General features: G+C 64.5%; 14 protein-coding genes. 13 read left to right on the forward strand and 1 reads right to left on the reverse strand.

Annotated features, from left to right (window positions below):
* Positions 1-141 precede the first annotated feature (141 nt).
* The 13 genes from AC56K1_RS12540 to AC56K1_RS12600 all read left to right on the forward strand — a co-directional run bounded on the left by AC56K1_RS12540 (position 142) and on the right by AC56K1_RS12600 (position 15,173).
* On the forward strand, positions 142-3,261 hold the full coding sequence (locus AC56K1_RS12540) for a motility hub landmark protein FimV (RefSeq protein ID WP_497158171.1): 3,120 nt from the start codon (positions 142-144) through the stop codon (positions 3,259-3,261).
* A complete protein-coding gene (truA, locus tag AC56K1_RS12545; RefSeq protein ID WP_497158172.1) occupies positions 3,258-4,058 on the forward strand; it encodes a tRNA pseudouridine(38-40) synthase TruA in 801 nt (266 codons plus the stop codon). Before AC56K1_RS12540 ends, truA begins: the two co-directional genes overlap by 4 nt.
* An 18-nt stretch (positions 4,059-4,076) precedes the next feature.
* Positions 4,077-4,769: a phosphoribosylanthranilate isomerase gene (locus tag AC56K1_RS12550; RefSeq protein ID WP_497158173.1), complete on the forward strand. Its 693-nt coding sequence runs from the start codon at positions 4,077-4,079 to the stop codon at positions 4,767-4,769.
* A complete protein-coding gene (gene trpB / locus AC56K1_RS12555; protein WP_497158174.1) occupies positions 4,753-5,997 on the forward strand; it encodes a tryptophan synthase subunit beta in 1,245 nt (414 codons plus the stop codon). The genes AC56K1_RS12550 and trpB overlap by 17 nt, the downstream gene beginning before the upstream one ends.
* A gap of 54 nt (positions 5,998-6,051) precedes the next feature.
* A complete protein-coding gene (trpA, locus tag AC56K1_RS12560) occupies positions 6,052-6,849 on the forward strand; it encodes a tryptophan synthase subunit alpha (protein ID WP_497158175.1) in 798 nt (265 codons plus the stop codon).
* Between the two features lie 137 nt (positions 6,850-6,986).
* The gene (locus tag AC56K1_RS12565) at positions 6,987-7,421 is read left to right on the forward strand and encodes a hypothetical protein (protein ID WP_497158176.1); all 435 of its coding nucleotides are present in this window, start codon (positions 6,987-6,989) and stop codon (positions 7,419-7,421) included.
* 375 nt (positions 7,422-7,796) lie between these two features.
* Positions 7,797-8,669 (forward strand): acetyl-CoA carboxylase, carboxyltransferase subunit beta, encoded by an 873-nt coding sequence (gene accD / locus AC56K1_RS12570; protein WP_497158177.1) that lies wholly within the window; start codon positions 7,797-7,799, stop codon positions 8,667-8,669.
* A 103-nt stretch (positions 8,670-8,772) separates the two neighbouring features.
* On the forward strand, positions 8,773-10,071 hold the full coding sequence (folC, locus tag AC56K1_RS12575) for a bifunctional tetrahydrofolate synthase/dihydrofolate synthase (RefSeq protein WP_497158178.1): 1,299 nt from the start codon (positions 8,773-8,775) through the stop codon (positions 10,069-10,071).
* Positions 10,072-10,083: 12 nt separating this feature from the next.
* Positions 10,084-10,998 carry an SPOR domain-containing protein gene (locus AC56K1_RS12580; protein ID WP_497158179.1) on the forward strand — a complete coding sequence of 305 codons (915 nt, stop codon included), beginning with the start codon at positions 10,084-10,086 and terminating at the stop codon, positions 10,996-10,998.
* A 28-nt stretch (positions 10,999-11,026) separates the two neighbouring features.
* The gene (locus AC56K1_RS12585) at positions 11,027-11,515 is read left to right on the forward strand and encodes a CvpA family protein (protein WP_497158180.1); all 489 of its coding nucleotides are present in this window, start codon (positions 11,027-11,029) and stop codon (positions 11,513-11,515) included.
* A 55-nt stretch (positions 11,516-11,570) separates the two neighbouring features.
* Positions 11,571-13,091 carry an amidophosphoribosyltransferase gene (gene purF, locus AC56K1_RS12590; RefSeq protein ID WP_497158181.1) on the forward strand — a complete coding sequence of 507 codons (1,521 nt, stop codon included), beginning with the start codon at positions 11,571-11,573 and terminating at the stop codon, positions 13,089-13,091.
* Between the two features lie 23 nt (positions 13,092-13,114).
* Positions 13,115-14,353, forward strand: a complete 1,239-nt coding sequence (locus tag AC56K1_RS12595; RefSeq protein ID WP_497158182.1) for a cystathionine gamma-synthase family protein — start codon at positions 13,115-13,117, stop codon at positions 14,351-14,353.
* 100 nt (positions 14,354-14,453) lie between these two features.
* On the forward strand, positions 14,454-15,173 hold the full coding sequence (locus tag AC56K1_RS12600) for a tetratricopeptide repeat protein (RefSeq protein ID WP_497158183.1): 720 nt from the start codon (positions 14,454-14,456) through the stop codon (positions 15,171-15,173).
* Between the two features lie 158 nt (positions 15,174-15,331).
* On the opposite strand, the gene lexA is transcribed toward AC56K1_RS12600, so the two are convergent.
* A complete protein-coding gene (gene lexA / locus AC56K1_RS12605) occupies positions 15,332-15,964 on the reverse strand; it encodes a transcriptional repressor LexA (protein WP_497158184.1) in 633 nt (210 codons plus the stop codon).
* Between the last annotated feature and the right edge of the window lie 268 nt (positions 15,965-16,232).

Genomic DNA, 16,232 nt, shown 5'->3' on the forward strand with positions numbered 1-16,232 from the left:
CGGTTTTTCCGCCAATCTGGCCACACTTCCCTTCTCGCGGGAAGGAGTTGTGCGCGGAGAGCTTGCATGCTCCAGAGCATGATGATATGTTGAGACTCCCGGGGAGTTTCTTGCCCAGAGTCAACTATTTCACTGCCAATTATGCACCTTCCTCACCGTCCTGCGCTCATGGCGTTTGCGCTGAAAACAGTCACCGCGGCAGTTGCCAGTGCCGTGCTCCTGTCGCCTGCCGCCTCTGCTGCCGGCCTCGGCAAGCTGTCGGTGCTGTCGGCCCTCGGCCAGCCGCTGCGCGCCGAGATCGAACTGACGACGACGGCGGGCGAAGATGCGTCCAGCCTGGCAGTGAAACTGGCCTCGCCGGAAGCCTTCCGCGCGGCGAATATCGAATTCAACCCGGCGCTCCTGTCGCTACGCTTCAACGTCGAGACCCGCGCCGGCCGCCAGTTCATCCGCGTGAGCTCGACGCAGCCGCTGAACGAACCTTTCGTCGACATGCTGCTCGAGCTGTCGTGGAATAACGGCCGCCTGGTACGCGAATACACCTTCCTGCTCGACCCGGCCGAACTGCGCGCCACCCAGCCGGCCCAGGTCGCCGCCGAGACCCCGCGCCCGGCAGCCGCCATGGCGCCCGCTGCTGCTGCGGCCCAGCCGCGCGCCGCGACGGCGCAGCCGGCCCCAGTGCAGGAGCCGCGCCGCGAGGCGGCAGCCCCAAGCCCGCGCGCCACGCCGGCCGTCGATGCCCCGTCGAGCTACCGCGTGCGCCCGGGCGACACCCTGGGCAAGATCGCGACCAGGCTCAAACCGGCCGACATCTCGCTCGACATGATGCTGGTGTCGCTCTACCGTGCCAATCCGGATGCCTTCATCGGCAACAACATGAACCGCCTGAAGTCGGGCCAGATCCTGTCCGTGCCGGATGCCGGCGCGCTGCGCGGCAGCGGCGAGGGCGAGGCCAATGCCGTCGTCGTGGCCCATGCCGCCGATTTCAACGCCTACCGCAACAAGCTCGCCGGCCAGGTGGCCAGCGCCGCGCCCCAGCGTACGCCCCAGGCCGGCCAGAGCGCGACCGGCAAGATCACCGCCAAGGTCGAGGAGCGCCCGACCGCGGCGAACGAATCGCAGGATCAGCTGCGCCTGTCGAAGGCGACCCAGGCCGCTACCGGCGCCGCGGGTGCCACCGCGAGCGCCGAAGACCGGATCGCACGCGAGCGCGAACTGGCCATGGCCCAGGCCCGAGTCAAGGAACTCGAACGCAATGTCAGCGAGCTGGAAACGCTGATGACGGTGAAGAGCCGTACCGGGACCGACACCCAGAATGCCGCGGCCGTCGGCGCCGCAGCCGGTGCGACTGCAGGCGCCGCCGCCGGAAAGGTCGCAGAAACCACGCCTGCGCCTGCGTCGAAGCCGACCGACAAGGCCGTGGCCAAGCCGGAGAAACAAGCCAAGCTCGAGGAAAAGACCCTGGCCGACACGCTGATGGACAACATCAACCTGGTCGCCGCCGGTGCTGCCGTGCTGCTGCTGGCAGCCTTCGGCCTGTCGCGCCGCAAGAAAAAGAAAGCCAACGAACGCATCCTGGACGCCGAGCCCTCGATGCTGGGCGTGCCGACCAAGGCGGCGCACTCGCTATACGCAGAAGCGGGCGGCCAGAGTGTCGATACCAGCAACAGCGTGTTCAACTCGAGCTTCGCGCCCTCGGCTTCGCAGCTCGACACCAATGAAGTTGACCCCGTGGCCGAAGCCGACGTCTATATCGCCTATGGCCGCGATGCCCAGGCCGAAGAGATCCTGAAGGAAGCCCTGCGCAACCATCCGGAACGCCATGCGGTGCGCCTGAAGCTGCTTGAGATCTATGCCGCGCGCAAGGACACGCGCGCGTTTGAGACCCAGGCCGGCGAACTGTTTGGCATCACGCGCGGGCAGGGCGACGAATGGACGCAGGCGGTGGCGCTGGGCCAGAGCATCGACCCGAGCAACCCGCTGTATGCCAGCGCCAGCGGCGCTGCGCCCGTGGCGCACGTGCCAAGCCCACAGGAACGCGACCAGCAGTCGCTGCTCTCGCAGCAGCTGGAAGACGCCTTCCGCAGCGGCGGCCCGGCATCAAGCTTCGGCGCCGGCGCGGCTGGCGCCGCACTGGCCGGTGGCGCGGCTTATGCCGCCATGGACCATGACCAGGATGCAACCGCAGTGCCGGCCGCGGACACCGTGGCCGAGCAGCGCGCCGAAGACAATGCGCTCGACTTCGACCTCGGCGGCTTGAGCTTCGAGCCGGTGAGCAGCAGCGGGTCGATCGCGATGGGCGGACCGTATTCGCCGGAGCAGGACGAGACTGCCGTGCCAGACCTCGATTTCGCGCTCGACCCGGTCACGCCGGCCGACATCACCGCGGCGCCGGCCCCGGCGTCCGAAGAACCCTTCGACCTCGCCTTCGACATGGGCTTCGGCGAGCCGGACGCGCCACAGGCGCAAGCCGCCCAAACGGCGATGAACGCGCCGGGCATGGATGTCGACATGGCCGGCCTGGCCGCCGACTTCGAGCTGCCGCCGCTGCCTGCCGTCACCGAGGACGAGGTGCCGATGGCTTCGGCCCCGGGCGCCGCGCAGGATCCGCTGTTCGACCTCGACATGATGGACTTCGGTCTGCCCGCTACCCCGGCCGCGCCGGCGGCCGTGGCCGAGGCCACGCCCTTCCACGACGAGGTGCCTGCCATCGTCGCCACGCCGGCAATGTCCGGCGTGGCGGACGATCCGCTGTTCGACCTCGATACCATGGACTTCGGCAGCCCGTCCGACTATGCCCAGGCTGCACCGGCGCCGGCCCGGGCTCCCGTCGAGCCCTTCGAATTCGACGCGCCGCCTGCCGCCCAGCCGCCACGCGAAGCGCCGCAGGCTTTCGACCAGCAGTTCGCGTCCGACGAGGATCCGTTCGCGCTGCCGGAGATGCCGATGGCCGCACCAGCCTACGATGCCGCCCCAGCTGCAAGCGCGCCAAGCTTCGACCTGACCGACATCGACCTCGACCTGCCCGCAACCAGCCAGGCGGCGGTGGCCGATGCCGCGCTGCCGGAGCCGGACGAAGCCCTGGCGCCGGGGGCGATGTCGCCCGAGCACATGGAAATGGAAACCAAGCTCGATCTTGCGATCGCCTACCAGGAAATCGGTGACAAGGAAGGCGCGCGCGAGCTGCTCGATGAAGTCATCAAGGGTGGCAACAGCGAACAGGTGAGCAAGGCCAGCTCGATGCGCTCCCTGCTCGCGTGAGGCGTATCGCATTAGGTCTCCAGTACGTCGGCACGGGCTGGAACGGTTACCAGAAACAGCCCGACCGAAACACCGTCCAGGACCGGCTCGAGATCGCGCTCGAGAAGTTCGCCTGCACGCCGCTGGCCACGACCTGTGCCGGCCGCACCGACGCCGGCGTGCACGGCCTGGAGCAGGTTATCCACTTCGACACTGAGCTCGACCGCGCCACCCAGAGCTGGGTGCGCGGCGTGAACACCTTCCTGCCCGATTCGATCGCGGTGCGCTGGGCCCACGAAACCCAGCCAGAGCTCGACGGCCTGGAATTCCATGCGCGCTTCTCGGCGCGCTCGCGCACCTACCACTACGTGCTCTACAACCACCCGACCCCGTCGGCGCTGCTGGCCGGCCGGGCAGGGTGGGTATTCCGCCCGCTCGACCTGGACGCCATGCGCGAGGCAGCGCGCCACCTGGTCGGGGAACACGATTTCTCGGCCTTCCGCGCCGCCAGCTGCCAGGCCAATACCCCGGTCAAGCTGATGCACGAAGTCGGCATCCAGCGCTACGGCGACGTGATCGTGTTCACCGTGCGCGCCAGCGCCTTCCTGCACCACATGGTGCGCAACATCGTCGGCTCGCTGGTGTATGTCGGCACCGGGCGCCACCAGCCGGGCTGGATGGCCGAGGTGCTGGCCAGCCGCTCGCGCGACGTGGCTGCGCCCACCTTCATGCCGGACGGCCTGTACCTGGCCAAAATCGATTACGATCCACGCTGGGGATTGCCGCAGGAGCCATCCTCGCCGCTACCCTGGCTTTGAGAATTCCTTAGGATCGACATGCAACGCACCCGTATCAAGATCTGCGGCATCACGCGCGAGGAAGACCTGCGCGCGGCTGTCGCTGCCGGCGCCGATGCGCTGGGCTTCGTGTTCTACCCGAAGAGCCCGCGCTACCTCACCCCCGAACGGGCAGGGGAACTGTGCGCCGCGCTGCCGCCTTACGTGAGCGCGGTGGCGCTGTTCGTCAACGCGACCATCGACGAGGTGCGGGCGGTCGCGGCCCATGCCCCGCTGTCGCTGATCCAGTTCCATGGCGACGAAACGGCCGAGGAATGCGCGGCGGCGGCGGCGGCCGTGCAGCGCCCCTTCGTGCGCGCCTTCCGGGTCCGGCCGGACACGACCCAGGATGAACTGCTAGAATACGAGCGTGCATACCGCGCCGCCAGCACCTGGTTTTCGGGTCTCCTGCTCGACACCTGGGTGGATGCCTACGGCGGCACAGGAAAGGTTTTCGATTGGTCTCTCATCCCAAAAGAGCTCGCGCCTCGGGTCGTTTTGAGTGGTGGCTTGAACGTACAAAACGCGACTGACGCGGTGGTACGTGTTCGTCCCTTCGCGGTCGACGTCAGTAGTGGCGTCGAAGCGCAGAAGGGCATCAAGGATGCCCGCAAGCTCGCCGACTTCGTCGGCGCGGTGCGGGCGGCCGACGCCACCATCTGGAGTGAGACATCCCATGAAAGAATTGCCTAGCCGCGGCACTGCCGCCCTGTTCAAGAACCTGGAATACCAGCTGCCCGACACCTCGGGGCATTTCGGCCCCTACGGCGGCAGCTTCGTCGCCGAAACCCTCTCGCACGCGCTGGCCGAGCTGAGCGAAGCCTACGCGCGCTACTCGCAAGACCCCGAATTCCTCGACGAATACCGCTACGAGCTGGCCCACTTCGTCGGCCGTCCGTCGCCCGTGTACCACGCGCGCCGCTTCTCCGAGCAGGCCGGCGGCGCCCAGATCTTCTTCAAGCGCGAAGACCTGAACCACACCGGGGCGCACAAGATCAACAATGTGATCGGCCAGGCCCTGCTGGCGCGCCGCATGGGCAAGAAACGCATCATCGCCGAAACCGGCGCCGGCCAGCACGGTGTAGCCACCGCCACCATCTGCGCTCGTTTCGGCCTCGAATGCGTGGTCTACATGGGCAGCGAAGACGTCAAGCGCCAGGCCCAGAACGTCTACCGCATGAAACTGCTGGGCGCGACCGTGGTGCCGGTGGAATCGGGCTCCAGGACCCTGAAGGACGCGCTCAACGAAGCGATGCGCGACTGGGTCACCAATATCGAAAACACCTTCTACATCATCGGCACGGTGGCCGGCCCGCACCCTTACCCGATGATGGTGCGCGATTTCCAGTCGGTGATCGGCGAGGAATGCCGGGTGCAGATGCCCGCCATGACGGGGCGCCAGCCCGACTACGTGGTCGCCTGCATCGGCGGCGGCTCCAACGCCATGGGTATCTTCTATCCATATATCGACGAGCCGGGCGTCAAGCTGGTGGGCGTCGAGGCGGCGGGCGAGGGCCTGGACTCGGGCAAGCATGCGGCCTCGCTCACGGCCGGTTTCCCGGGTGTGTTGCACGGTAACCGCACCTATTTGCTGCAGGATGCGAACGGCCAGATCATCGAGACGCATTCGGTGTCGGCAGGCCTGGATTATCCGGGCGTGGGGCCCGAGCACGCATGGCTGAAGGATTCGCTGCGCGCCGAGTATGTGTCGATCACGGACGATGAGGCGCTGCAGGCTTTCCACGACTGCTGCCGCATCGAGGGGATCATCCCGGCGCTGGAGTCCTCGCACGCGATCGCGTATGCGGTGAAGCTGGCCGCCACCCTGCCGAAGGACCAGCTCATCCTGGTCAATCTGTCGGGCCGCGGCGACAAGGACATGCACACGGTGGCGCAAAGGATGGGGCTCGATTTTAGCTGACGCATGTCGGCCCGTCGTTTCCCGCCCTTCGTGAACCCTGATTGAAAGAACCGCATGTCCCGTATCGAATCGACCTTTGCTGCGCTCAAGGCGCAGGACAAGACCGGCCTGGTCACCTTCATCACCGCAGGCGACCCGGCGCCCGAACTGACCGTGCCGCTGATGCACGCCCTGGTAGAGGGCGGCGCCAACGTGCTCGAACTCGGCGTTCCGTTTTCCGACCCGATGGCCGAAGGCCCGGTCATCCAGCGCGCCTGTGAGCGCGCCCTGAAGTTCGGCATCGGCCTGGCGGACGTCTTTAACTTTGTGCGCGAATTCCGCCAGAAGGACACCACCACGCCGGTGGTCCTGATGGGCTACGCCAACCCGATCGAGCGCATCGGCCCCGACAACTTCATCCGCCTCGCGAAAGAAGCGGGGGCCGACGGCGCCATCGTCGTCGACTACCCGCCGGAAGAGTGCGCGTCCTTTGCCGAGGCCATGCGCGCCAACGGCCTGGACCTGATCTTCCTGCTGGCCCCGACCTCGACCACCGCGCGGGTGCAGCAGGTGGCGCAATATGGCAGCGGTTTCAGCTATTACGTCTCGCTCAAGGGCGTGACCGGCGCCGGCACCATCGACACGGAAGACGTGGCACGCCGCGTCGCCGCCATCCGCGAGCACGTCAAGTTGCCGATCGGCGTAGGCTTCGGCATCCGCGACGGCGCCACCGCCCGGGCCGTGGCTGAAGTGGCAGACGCCGTCGTCATCGGCAGCCGCATCATCCAGGAACTCGAATCGGTGCCGAAAGACCGCGCCGTCGACGCCGTCCGTACCTTCACCACCACCATCCGCACCGCCCTCGACGCCTGAACCCTGGGGTCAGAGTTGAATTGTTGAGAAACTCTCAAAAGTTTCCTGCAATTCGACTCCGACCCTCATTATCAGCAGGCGAGACCGGGCGCTGATTAATTAGGGTCAGAGTTGAATTATTGGGAAACTTTACAAAGTTGCTCAACAATTTGACTCTGACCCTCGTTGCGTTGAAACTTAATCTCGACAATAAATTGCTTTCACTCAAAAGGCGATTTGCGTTATCGCGCCTTTGTCTTCGAGCTCGGCGGTATATTGGGATTGGTATTTCCGATAACCAATATTTCGGATGCTGCCATGTCACAAATGTTTCGGTAGGCCAGTCGGCAAAGGTGTTCGCGGTAATGTACACGGTCATGTCGCTTCCCATCTTCATCGTCTTGGCAGCTGCCGGCATGCTTGGAGGGAGCGGGATTGCCTTGGTTGCCTTAGTGGTGGCGCCAGTCGTCTATGGTGTTTTGGCATTCCTCGGTGCCGGTCTGTCTGCCTGGCTCTATAACGTAGTGGCAAAATTCGTCGGCGGCCTCGAATACAGTACGAAAGAAGTGTCGGAGGCCCCGGCAAACGCATAGGCACGTCGCGCGATCACCCTCAGTTGTAGTGCTTATTCACGGTTGCAGCCTCGTCGTAATGAGGGTCAGAGTCGAATAAGTGGGAAACATTCTAAAGCTCGTAATGAGGGTCAGAGTCGAATAAGTGGGAAACATTCTAAAGTTTCCTGTAATTCGACTCTGACCCTAATTATTTTGCAACAGACCTGCTAGCCGGCAGTTAGGGTCAGAGTCGAATTGTGGGAAATTCCGGGGAATTGCTCAACAATTTGACTCTGACCCCAGGGTGGGAGAGATGATGTCAGGATGCTAATTGGCAGCCAGACATGATTCGACAAGCGGGTTCTGAGCGGCTACACTACCGCCACCTCGAAGAACTGCCGCAAGGAGAAAAAGATGAGTTGGCTAGAAAAACTGCTGCCCCCACGGATTCAGCGCTCCGATGCCGCCAACCGCAAGACCATGCCCGAAGGGCTGTGGGTCAAGTGCCCCTCGTGCGAAGCGGTGCTGTACCGGGCCGACCTGGAGTCGAACCTGCACGTTTGCCCGAAGTGCAACCATCACATGCGCATCCGCGCGCGCGACCGCCTCGATGGGCTGCTCGATGCCGGCGGCCGCTATGAAATCGGCCAGGAAACCCTGCCGGTCGATACCCTGAAGTTCAAGGACAGCAAGAAATACCCGGACCGCCTGAAGTCGGCAATGGAAGCCACCGGCGAGACCGATGCGCTGATCGTCCAGGGCGGCTCGATCATGAGCCTGCCGGTCGTCGTGGCCTGCTTCGAATTCGAATTCATGGGCGGCTCGATGGGCTCGGTCGTCGGCGAGCGCTTTGCCCGTGGCGCCCAGGTGGCACTCGAGCAGAAGGTGCCCTTCATCTGCATCACCGCCACCGGTGGTGCGCGCATGCAGGAAGGCCTGCTGTCGCTGCTGCAGATGGCCAAGACCACCGCCATGCTGACCAAGCTGTCGGAAAAGAAGCTCCCGTTCATCAGCGTGCTGACCGACCCGACCATGGGCGGCGTGTCCGCGTCGTTCGCCTTCATGGGCGACGTCGTGATCGCCGAACCAAAAGCGCTGATCGGCTTTGCCGGCCCGCGCGTGATCGAGAACACCGTGCGCGAAAAGCTGCCGGAAGGCTTCCAGCGCGCCGAGTTCCTGGTCCAGAAGGGCGCTGTTGACATGATCGTCGACCGCCGCAAGATGCGCGAAGAAATCGCGCGCCTGCTGGCCTTGCTGCAGAACCAGGCAGTCGAAGTCCTCGCTTGACCCCGTTCGCGCAGCGGATGCCACGCATCCGCTGCGCGTATCCGCATCTGCGCGTCGATCGCGAATGAGTACCGTGCCACGCACGCACCACCGAAGTTCATCCATGCCCACTACCCCGACCACCTTGCCCGACTGGCTGGCTCTGCTCGAGTCGCGCCATGCCGAAACCCATATCGACATGGGACTGGACCGCGTGCGCGCCGTCAAGGAGCGCCTGCAGCTTGGCTTTGCTTGCCCCGTGATCATGGTGGCCGGCACCAATGGCAAGGGCTCGACCTGCGCGATGCTCGAAGCGATGCTGCTGCAATGCGGCTACCGCGTGGGCCTGTACATCAAGCCGCACTTCCTCGACTTCAACGAGCGCGCCCGCATCAATGGCGAGATGGCCTCGAACGAAGCCCTGGTGGCAGCCTTCGATGCAGTGGAAAGCGTGCGCGGCGACGTGTCGCTGACCTATTTCGAATTCACCACGCTGGCGATCATGCACCTGATCTCGCAGTCGAACGTCGACGTGGCCATCCTCGAAGTGGGCCTGGGCGGGCGCCTCGACGCGGTCAACGTGGTCGACGCGGATGTGGCAATCGTCACCAGCGTCGACATCGACCACACCGACTACCTCGGCGACACGCGCGAAAAGATCGGCTTCGAGAAAGCCGGCATCTTCCGCGCCGGCAAAGCGGCCATCTGCAGCGACCCGGTGCCCCCAACAACGCTGATCGATCACGCGGAGACCATCGGCGCCGACCTGTGGCTGCTGGGACGCGACTTCAACTACCAGGGCGACCAGCAGCAGTGGAGCTATGGCGGGCGCGGCCAGCGCCGCAATTCGCTGGCCTATCCGGCCCTGCGCGGCGCCAACCAGCTGCTCAATGCCTCGGCCGCGCTAGCCGCGCTCGAAGTGCTGCGCATGCAGCTGCCCTGCGGCGCCCAGGAAGTGCGCGCCGGCCTGGCGCTGGTCGAGCTGCCGGGACGCTTCCAGGTGCTGCCTGGGCGCCCGACCCAAGTGCTCGACGTCGCGCACAATCCGCACGCCGCCGCAACCCTCGCGCAGAACCTCGGCAACATGGGTTTCCACCGCTTTACCTATGCGGTGTTCGGCATCATGGAAGACAAGGACATCGACGCGGTGATTGCGCCGATGGCGCAGTACATCGACCACTGGTGCGTGACGGCGCTGCCTTCGCCGCGCTCGAGCGACCCGGCGCAGCTGGCCGAAAAACTCGCATTGCTCAAGCCCGCGGGCGCGAAAGCAGACGATTTTTCGGTCGCCACTTTCGCCAATCCTGCCGAGGCGTATGCGAATGCGGTGAGCCGGGCAGGGGAGAATGATAGAATTGTGGTCTTTGGTTCGTTCTATACGGTCGCCGGCGTGATGGCGGCCCGTAAATCCTCTCTACACTGATACCTGAAACGCATGGGCTTGTTCTCGTTCGGCAGCAAAAACAAGCAAGACACCGTCCGCGACAGCGGCCACTTCGTCAAGGATGACGACGCAGCCTATGGCGAGCGCGCCCGCGCCAAGCGCGCGACGCACGCCGGCGAAGGCGCACGGCGCAGCCGCGGCCCGGATCCTGTCCTCCCCGAGAAAAAACGCGCACGCCGCCGCCTCGTCGGCGCGATCGCACTGGCGCTGGCCGCGGCCGTCGGGCTGCCGATGCTGCTCGATTCCGAGCCCAAGCCGCTCGGCACCGACATCGCCATCAACATCCCGGACAAGGAAAAATCGGCGCCCCTGCCGGTGCCGGCAGCGGCCACCGTGGACAGCGGCGAGGAAATCGTCGAGCCGGTGGACGTCGGCCCGCAGCCTGGCGCCACGATCGCGGTGCCGCCGTCCGATCCACTGCCGATGCGTACCGTCGACACCGGCCGCACAGACCCCGTGCCGCCACTGAAGCCCGAACCCAGACTCGAGCCCAAGCTTGACGCAGCCAAGCTGGATGCGAAGCGCGCGCCCGCCATCGACACTGTCCATCCAAAGGCCGCCGACCTGGTCCTCAAGAAGCCCGAGCCAGCCGCTGCCAAACCCCTGGAAACCAAGCCGAAGGCCAAGGAAGACGCCGCCCGCGCGATCGCCATCCTCGAGGACAAGGCGGCCGTCAAGGTCGAAGGCCCGTCGCAGAAATACGTGGTGCAGGTCGCCGCGCTGACGACCCCGGAAAAAGTCACCGAGCTGCAGGGCCGCCTGCGCGCTGCCGGCGTGTCCTCGTTCACCGAGAAGTCCGGTGACCTGATCCGTGTGCGGGTAGGACCGTTCAGCAAGGAAGAGGCGGACAAGGTCAGCTCGAAGCTGATCGGCATCGGCCTGTCGGGCAAGATGGTCCCGCTCTGATGGACGTTTTCAAGCGGGGCAGCGCGGCGTGACGATTTTCGATTACCTGGTCCTGTTCGTACTGATTTCGTCGGTCATCATTTCCACCCTGCGCGGCCTGGTGAAGGAGATCCTGTCGCTGCTGGGCTGGGTGGTCGCCTTCGTGGTGGCCAACATGTACGGGGCAAAACTGGCCCCCATGCTGCCCGACCTGGTTCCCGGCGCGACCGCGCGCCTGATCGCGGCGTTTGTCCTCCTCTTCCTCGGCGTGCGCGTATTGATGGGCCTTCTGTCGCTGGCGATCGGCGCCCTGATCACCGCGAGCGGCCTGAGCCTGGCAGACCGGGGACTGGGCGGATTGTTCGGATTGGGCCGCGGCATTGTAATCGTGCTTGCCGCCGTCATATTGTGTGGGATGACTTCCATCCCGCAACAGGATTTCTGGACAAATGCGCTGCTCTCGCCAATGGCGGAAACCGGAGCGCGCACGGTCAAGCCTTTCTTGCCTGCAGCATTGGCGCAGCATGTGAAGTATTGAACACCCTCATTGAATTCTTTTTTGTAATCAGCAGGTCAGTTATTAGGAGCGCACCATGTGTGGCATCGTCGGCGTCGTTTCGCACAATCCCGTCAACCAGCTCTTGTATGACGCATTGCTGCTCCTGCAGCACCGCGGCCAGGACGCTGCGGGTATTGCTACCAATCACAGCAGCATGTTCTCGATGTACAAGGCGAATGGCCTGGTCCGTGACGTGTTCCGCACCCGCAACATGCGCTCGCTGCAAGGCAATACCGGTATCGGCCACTGCCGCTATCCGACCGCCGGCTCGTCGAGCGAGGAAGAAGCGCAGCCCTTCTACGTCAACGCACCTTTCGGCATCACGCTGGCGCACAACGGCAACCTGACCAACCAGGCCGTGCTCAAGGACGAGCTGTTCCGCAACGACCGCCGCCACATCAACACCGATTCCGATTCCGAGGTGCTGCTCAACGTGCTGGCCCACGAGATCCAGGAGGCGGCCGATGGTTTCAACCTGAACAAGGAAGCGGTCTTCAAGGCCGTCGCGGCAGTGCACCGCCGCGTGCGCGGGGCGTACGCCGTGGTGGCCCAGATCGCCGGCCACGGCATGCTGGCCTTCCGCGACCCCTTTGGCATCCGTCCGCTTTGCCTGGGCATGAACGAGACCGAAGGCGGCACCGAATACCTGGTGGCCAGCGAATCGGTGGCCCTGGAGGGCCTGGGCTTCCGCTTCGTGCGCGACATCGCGCCGGGAGAAGCGGTCTATATCGACAACGATGGTAACTTGTCCGAACAGCAGTGCGCCGAGAACCCGTCGCTGAACCCCTGCGCCTTCGAATACGTGTATTTGGCGCGCCCGGACTCGGTGATCGACGGCGCCTCGGTGTACGCGACCCGCCTGCGCATGGGCGAATACCTGGCCGACAAAGTCCGCGCCGAGATTCCCGATGGCGAGATCGACGTGGTCATGCCGATTCCCGATTCGTCGCGCCCGGCCGCCATCCAGCTGGCTTTGAAACTGGGCATCGAGTACCGCGAAGGCTTCATCAAGAACCGCTACATCGGCCGCACCTTCATCATGCCCGGCCAGGGCATGCGCAAGAAGTCGGTGCGCCAGAAGCTCAACGCCATCGCCTCCGAATTCAAGGACAAGAACGTGCTGCTGGTGGACGACTCGATCGTGCGCGGCACCACCAGCCGCGAGATCGTGCAGATGGCCCGCGAAGCCGGTGCGCGCAAGGTGTTCTTCGCTTCGGCCGCGCCGCCGGTGCTGTACCCGAACGTGTACGGCATCGACATGCCGACCCGCGACGAGCTGATCGCGCACGGCCGCACGACCGAAGAAATCTGCCGCGAGATCACCGCCGACCGCCTGGTCTACCAGGATGTCGACGCGCTCAAGCGCGCCATCTCGGACGTCAACCCGGCGCTGAAAAACTTCGAGGCGTCATGCTTCGACGGCGTCTACGTCACCGGCGACGTGACCCCGGAATACCTCGACCGCCTGGAATCGGCACGCCACAAGCCGAGCCCGAAGCGCGGCGAGGATGACGTGACCACGCACCTGCACCTGAAGGCTCCGGCCGCCGAATAAGGTTCTGCTTCAAGCGAAATCCCATGAGCGATACCAAGTACGGTTTCACCACCACCATCCTGCACAACGACCGCCGCAAGACGGTCGAGCAGGGCTCGCTGCACAAGCCGGTGCATACCTCGGTGGCCTTCGGCTACAACGATGCGCGCCAGTTGGCCTCGGTCTTCCAGGGCAAGGAGCCGGGCTTCCGCTACGGCCGCCAGGGCAACCCGACCGTCAGCGCGCTCGAGGACAAGATCACGAAAATGGAAGACGGTGTCGGCACACTGTGCTTTGCCACCGGCATGGGCGCCATCGGCGCGCTGTTCCAGGCGCTGCTGCGCTCGGGCGACCAGATCGTGTCCTCGTCCTTTTTGTTCGGGAATACCAACAGCCTGTGGCAGACGGTGGCGGGGCAGGGCGTGGATGTCGCTTTTGTTGACGCGACCGATGTGGCGAACGTGGAAGCGGCGCTGACGCCTGCAACGCGCATGGTGTTCGTCGAGACCATCGCCAATCCGCGCACGCAAGTGGCCGACCTGGCCCGCATCGGCCAGCTGTGCCGCGAGCGCGGCATCCTCTATGTGGTCGACAACACCATGACCACGCCCTACCTGTTCCGCCCGAAGGCGGTCGGCGCGGGGCTGGTGGTCAATTCGCTGACCAAGTCGATCGGCGGTCATGGCAATGCGCTGGGCGGGGCGCTGACCGATACCGGTTTGTTCGACTGGAGCGGCTACCCGCACATCGCGCCGAACTTCCGCAAGCAGCCGAGCCAGGCGCAAGGCCTGGCCCAGCTGCGCGCGAAAGCCCTGCGCGACTTCGGCGCGGCGCTGGGTCCCGAGGCGGCCCACCATATCGCTGTCGGCGCCGAGACCTTGGGCCTGCGCATGGACCGCACCAGCAGCAATGCGCTGGCGCTGGCCCGGCTCTTGGAGGCCGATGAGCGAGTCGCCGCGGTGCACTACCCCGGCCTGGCCTCGCACCCTCAGCATGGCATCAGCTCGGAGCTGTTCCGCGCTGCCGGTTCGCTGCTCAGTTTCGAACTGGTCGACGCGATCGACCCCTTCGACTACCTGAACCGCCTGAAGCTCGGCATCCCGGCCAGCAACCTGGGCGATACCCGCACCCTGGTGATCCCGGTGGCGCATACGATCTTCTTCGAGATGGGGGCGGAGCGGCGTGCCAGCATGGGCATTGCCGAGTCCTTGATTCGGGTCTCGGTGGGCATCGAGGACACCGACGACCTGCTCGCCGACTTCCGCCAGGCCCTTGACGCGTAAGGACGACAGCAGCCTTCGGGCTGCCGTTCTTGTGCCAAAGGTTGAGTAGCACGGACGATGCCGCTATGATGGGGATTCGATTCCTCATCCGTAAGCGCCCATGAAGACCACGCTGTTCTGCCTCTCCCTCTTGTTCTGCGGTAGCGCCTTTGCCGGCGAGCTGGAAGATGCCCACGCCCTGTTCGCGAAGAAGGACTACGCCCAGGCCATGAAGCTGTACACGAAGCTCGCCAATGGCGGCAACGCCGAGGCGCAGCAGGCGCTGGGCCAGATGTACTGGTATGGCGAAGCAGGTCAGGTCGACGAGGCCAGGGCCGAAGCGCTCTTCAAGAAATCGGCCGCCAAGGGCAACAAAGTGGCCGCCGCCTCGCTCGATGTGATGGACCAGCGCGTCAAGCGCCGCAAGGAGATCGATTACTGGGTCAAGGGCTATGACGGCGAAGACCTGAAGTCGGGCGAATTCCGCTGCACCGCCCCGCGTATCCCGGCCATGTCGAAGATTAACGCCGACATCGACCGCATCGGGGCGGCCGTGACGAGCTGGCAGGATTGCTACAACAAATTCGTCACCAACCTGAACGCGGCAACGCCGCTGACCAAGCGCATCCCCGCGGATATCGCCAAGCTGATGACTAAAGAAGAGACGGAGAAGTCGACCGCCTACCTGACGCAGCTGCAGTCGAACCTGACCGAGGAGGCGAAGGTGAGCTCACAGATGGTGCTGGCCGATTTCGCGGCATGGCGTAAGGCGACCGAGGCCTATGTGTCCGAGCACAATGCGATGGTGAAGAGTTCTTCGGATGCGAAGAAGCTGAAGTGACGGGAGCGCGGCTATTCGCAAAAATTGGGGTCCCGCCTTCGCGGAAACGACGGTCTTAAGAGTAACGGTATTAACTGCGATGTTTGTACCATTCCCCTAAAAACCGTCATCCCCGCGCAGGCGGGGATCCAAGTTCTGGTATTGCAGTGTTAGCTGGATTAATGCCAACTACGCATCAACCCCACCGCCAGCCCCTCGAGCGCAAACTCGTCCTCGGGGGTGACTTGAATGACCTTGAAGTCCGGGTTTTCCGGCAGCAGTTCGACCACGCTGCCCGTCTTGCGGTAGCGCTTGACCGTGACTTCGTCGCCCAGCCTGGCCACGACGATCTGGCCGTTCTTGGCGCTGTCGATCTTCTTGACCGCCAGGAAGTCGCCGTCGCAGATGCCGGCATCGCGCATCGACCAGCCCTTGACCTTCAGCAGGAAGTCGGGCCTGGCCGAGAACATCGCGGCGTCGACGTTATAGGTGGCTTCGACGTGTTCCTGGGCCAGGATCGGCGAACCGGCGGCGACGCGGCCGACCAGCGGCAGGGCCATCATCAGGGCGGCAGGCACCAGGGGGACCTGTTCGACGGAAGCGCCGATCAGGCGGATGCCGCGCGAGGTGCCGGGCGAAATCTCGATCGCGCCCTTGCGCGCCAGGGCCTGCAGGTGTTCTTCGGCGGCGTTGGCCGACTTGAAGCCAAGTTCGGCCGCGATTTCGGCGCGGGTCGGGGGGAAACCGGTGTTCTCGATCGCTTCCCTGATCAGGTTCAGGATCTGTTCTTGCCTTGCAGTGAGCTTGAGCATGGGTGTGTTAAAGCAATCCGTTGTGTGAGTAGACTGTATTTTTGTACAGTATTCCTGTCTGCGCAAGGGAAAACACGGGAAAAGTGTAAAAAAATTGTGCAGCGCGGTCACGGGCGTGGCAAAAACCGCGCGTCCTTGCAGGCCCATCAGCGCCGCGAACAACGCCCGGCTTTCCAACTCGGCCAATCTCAGGCTATAATGTCCGGCTTTCCCTTCCCACACTCGTCTTGACGCCGAGGTGGGCATTTGTTTAAACGTCCTTAAGGAG

Source organism: Telluria sp. ZB4P37 (assembly GCF_059685855.1).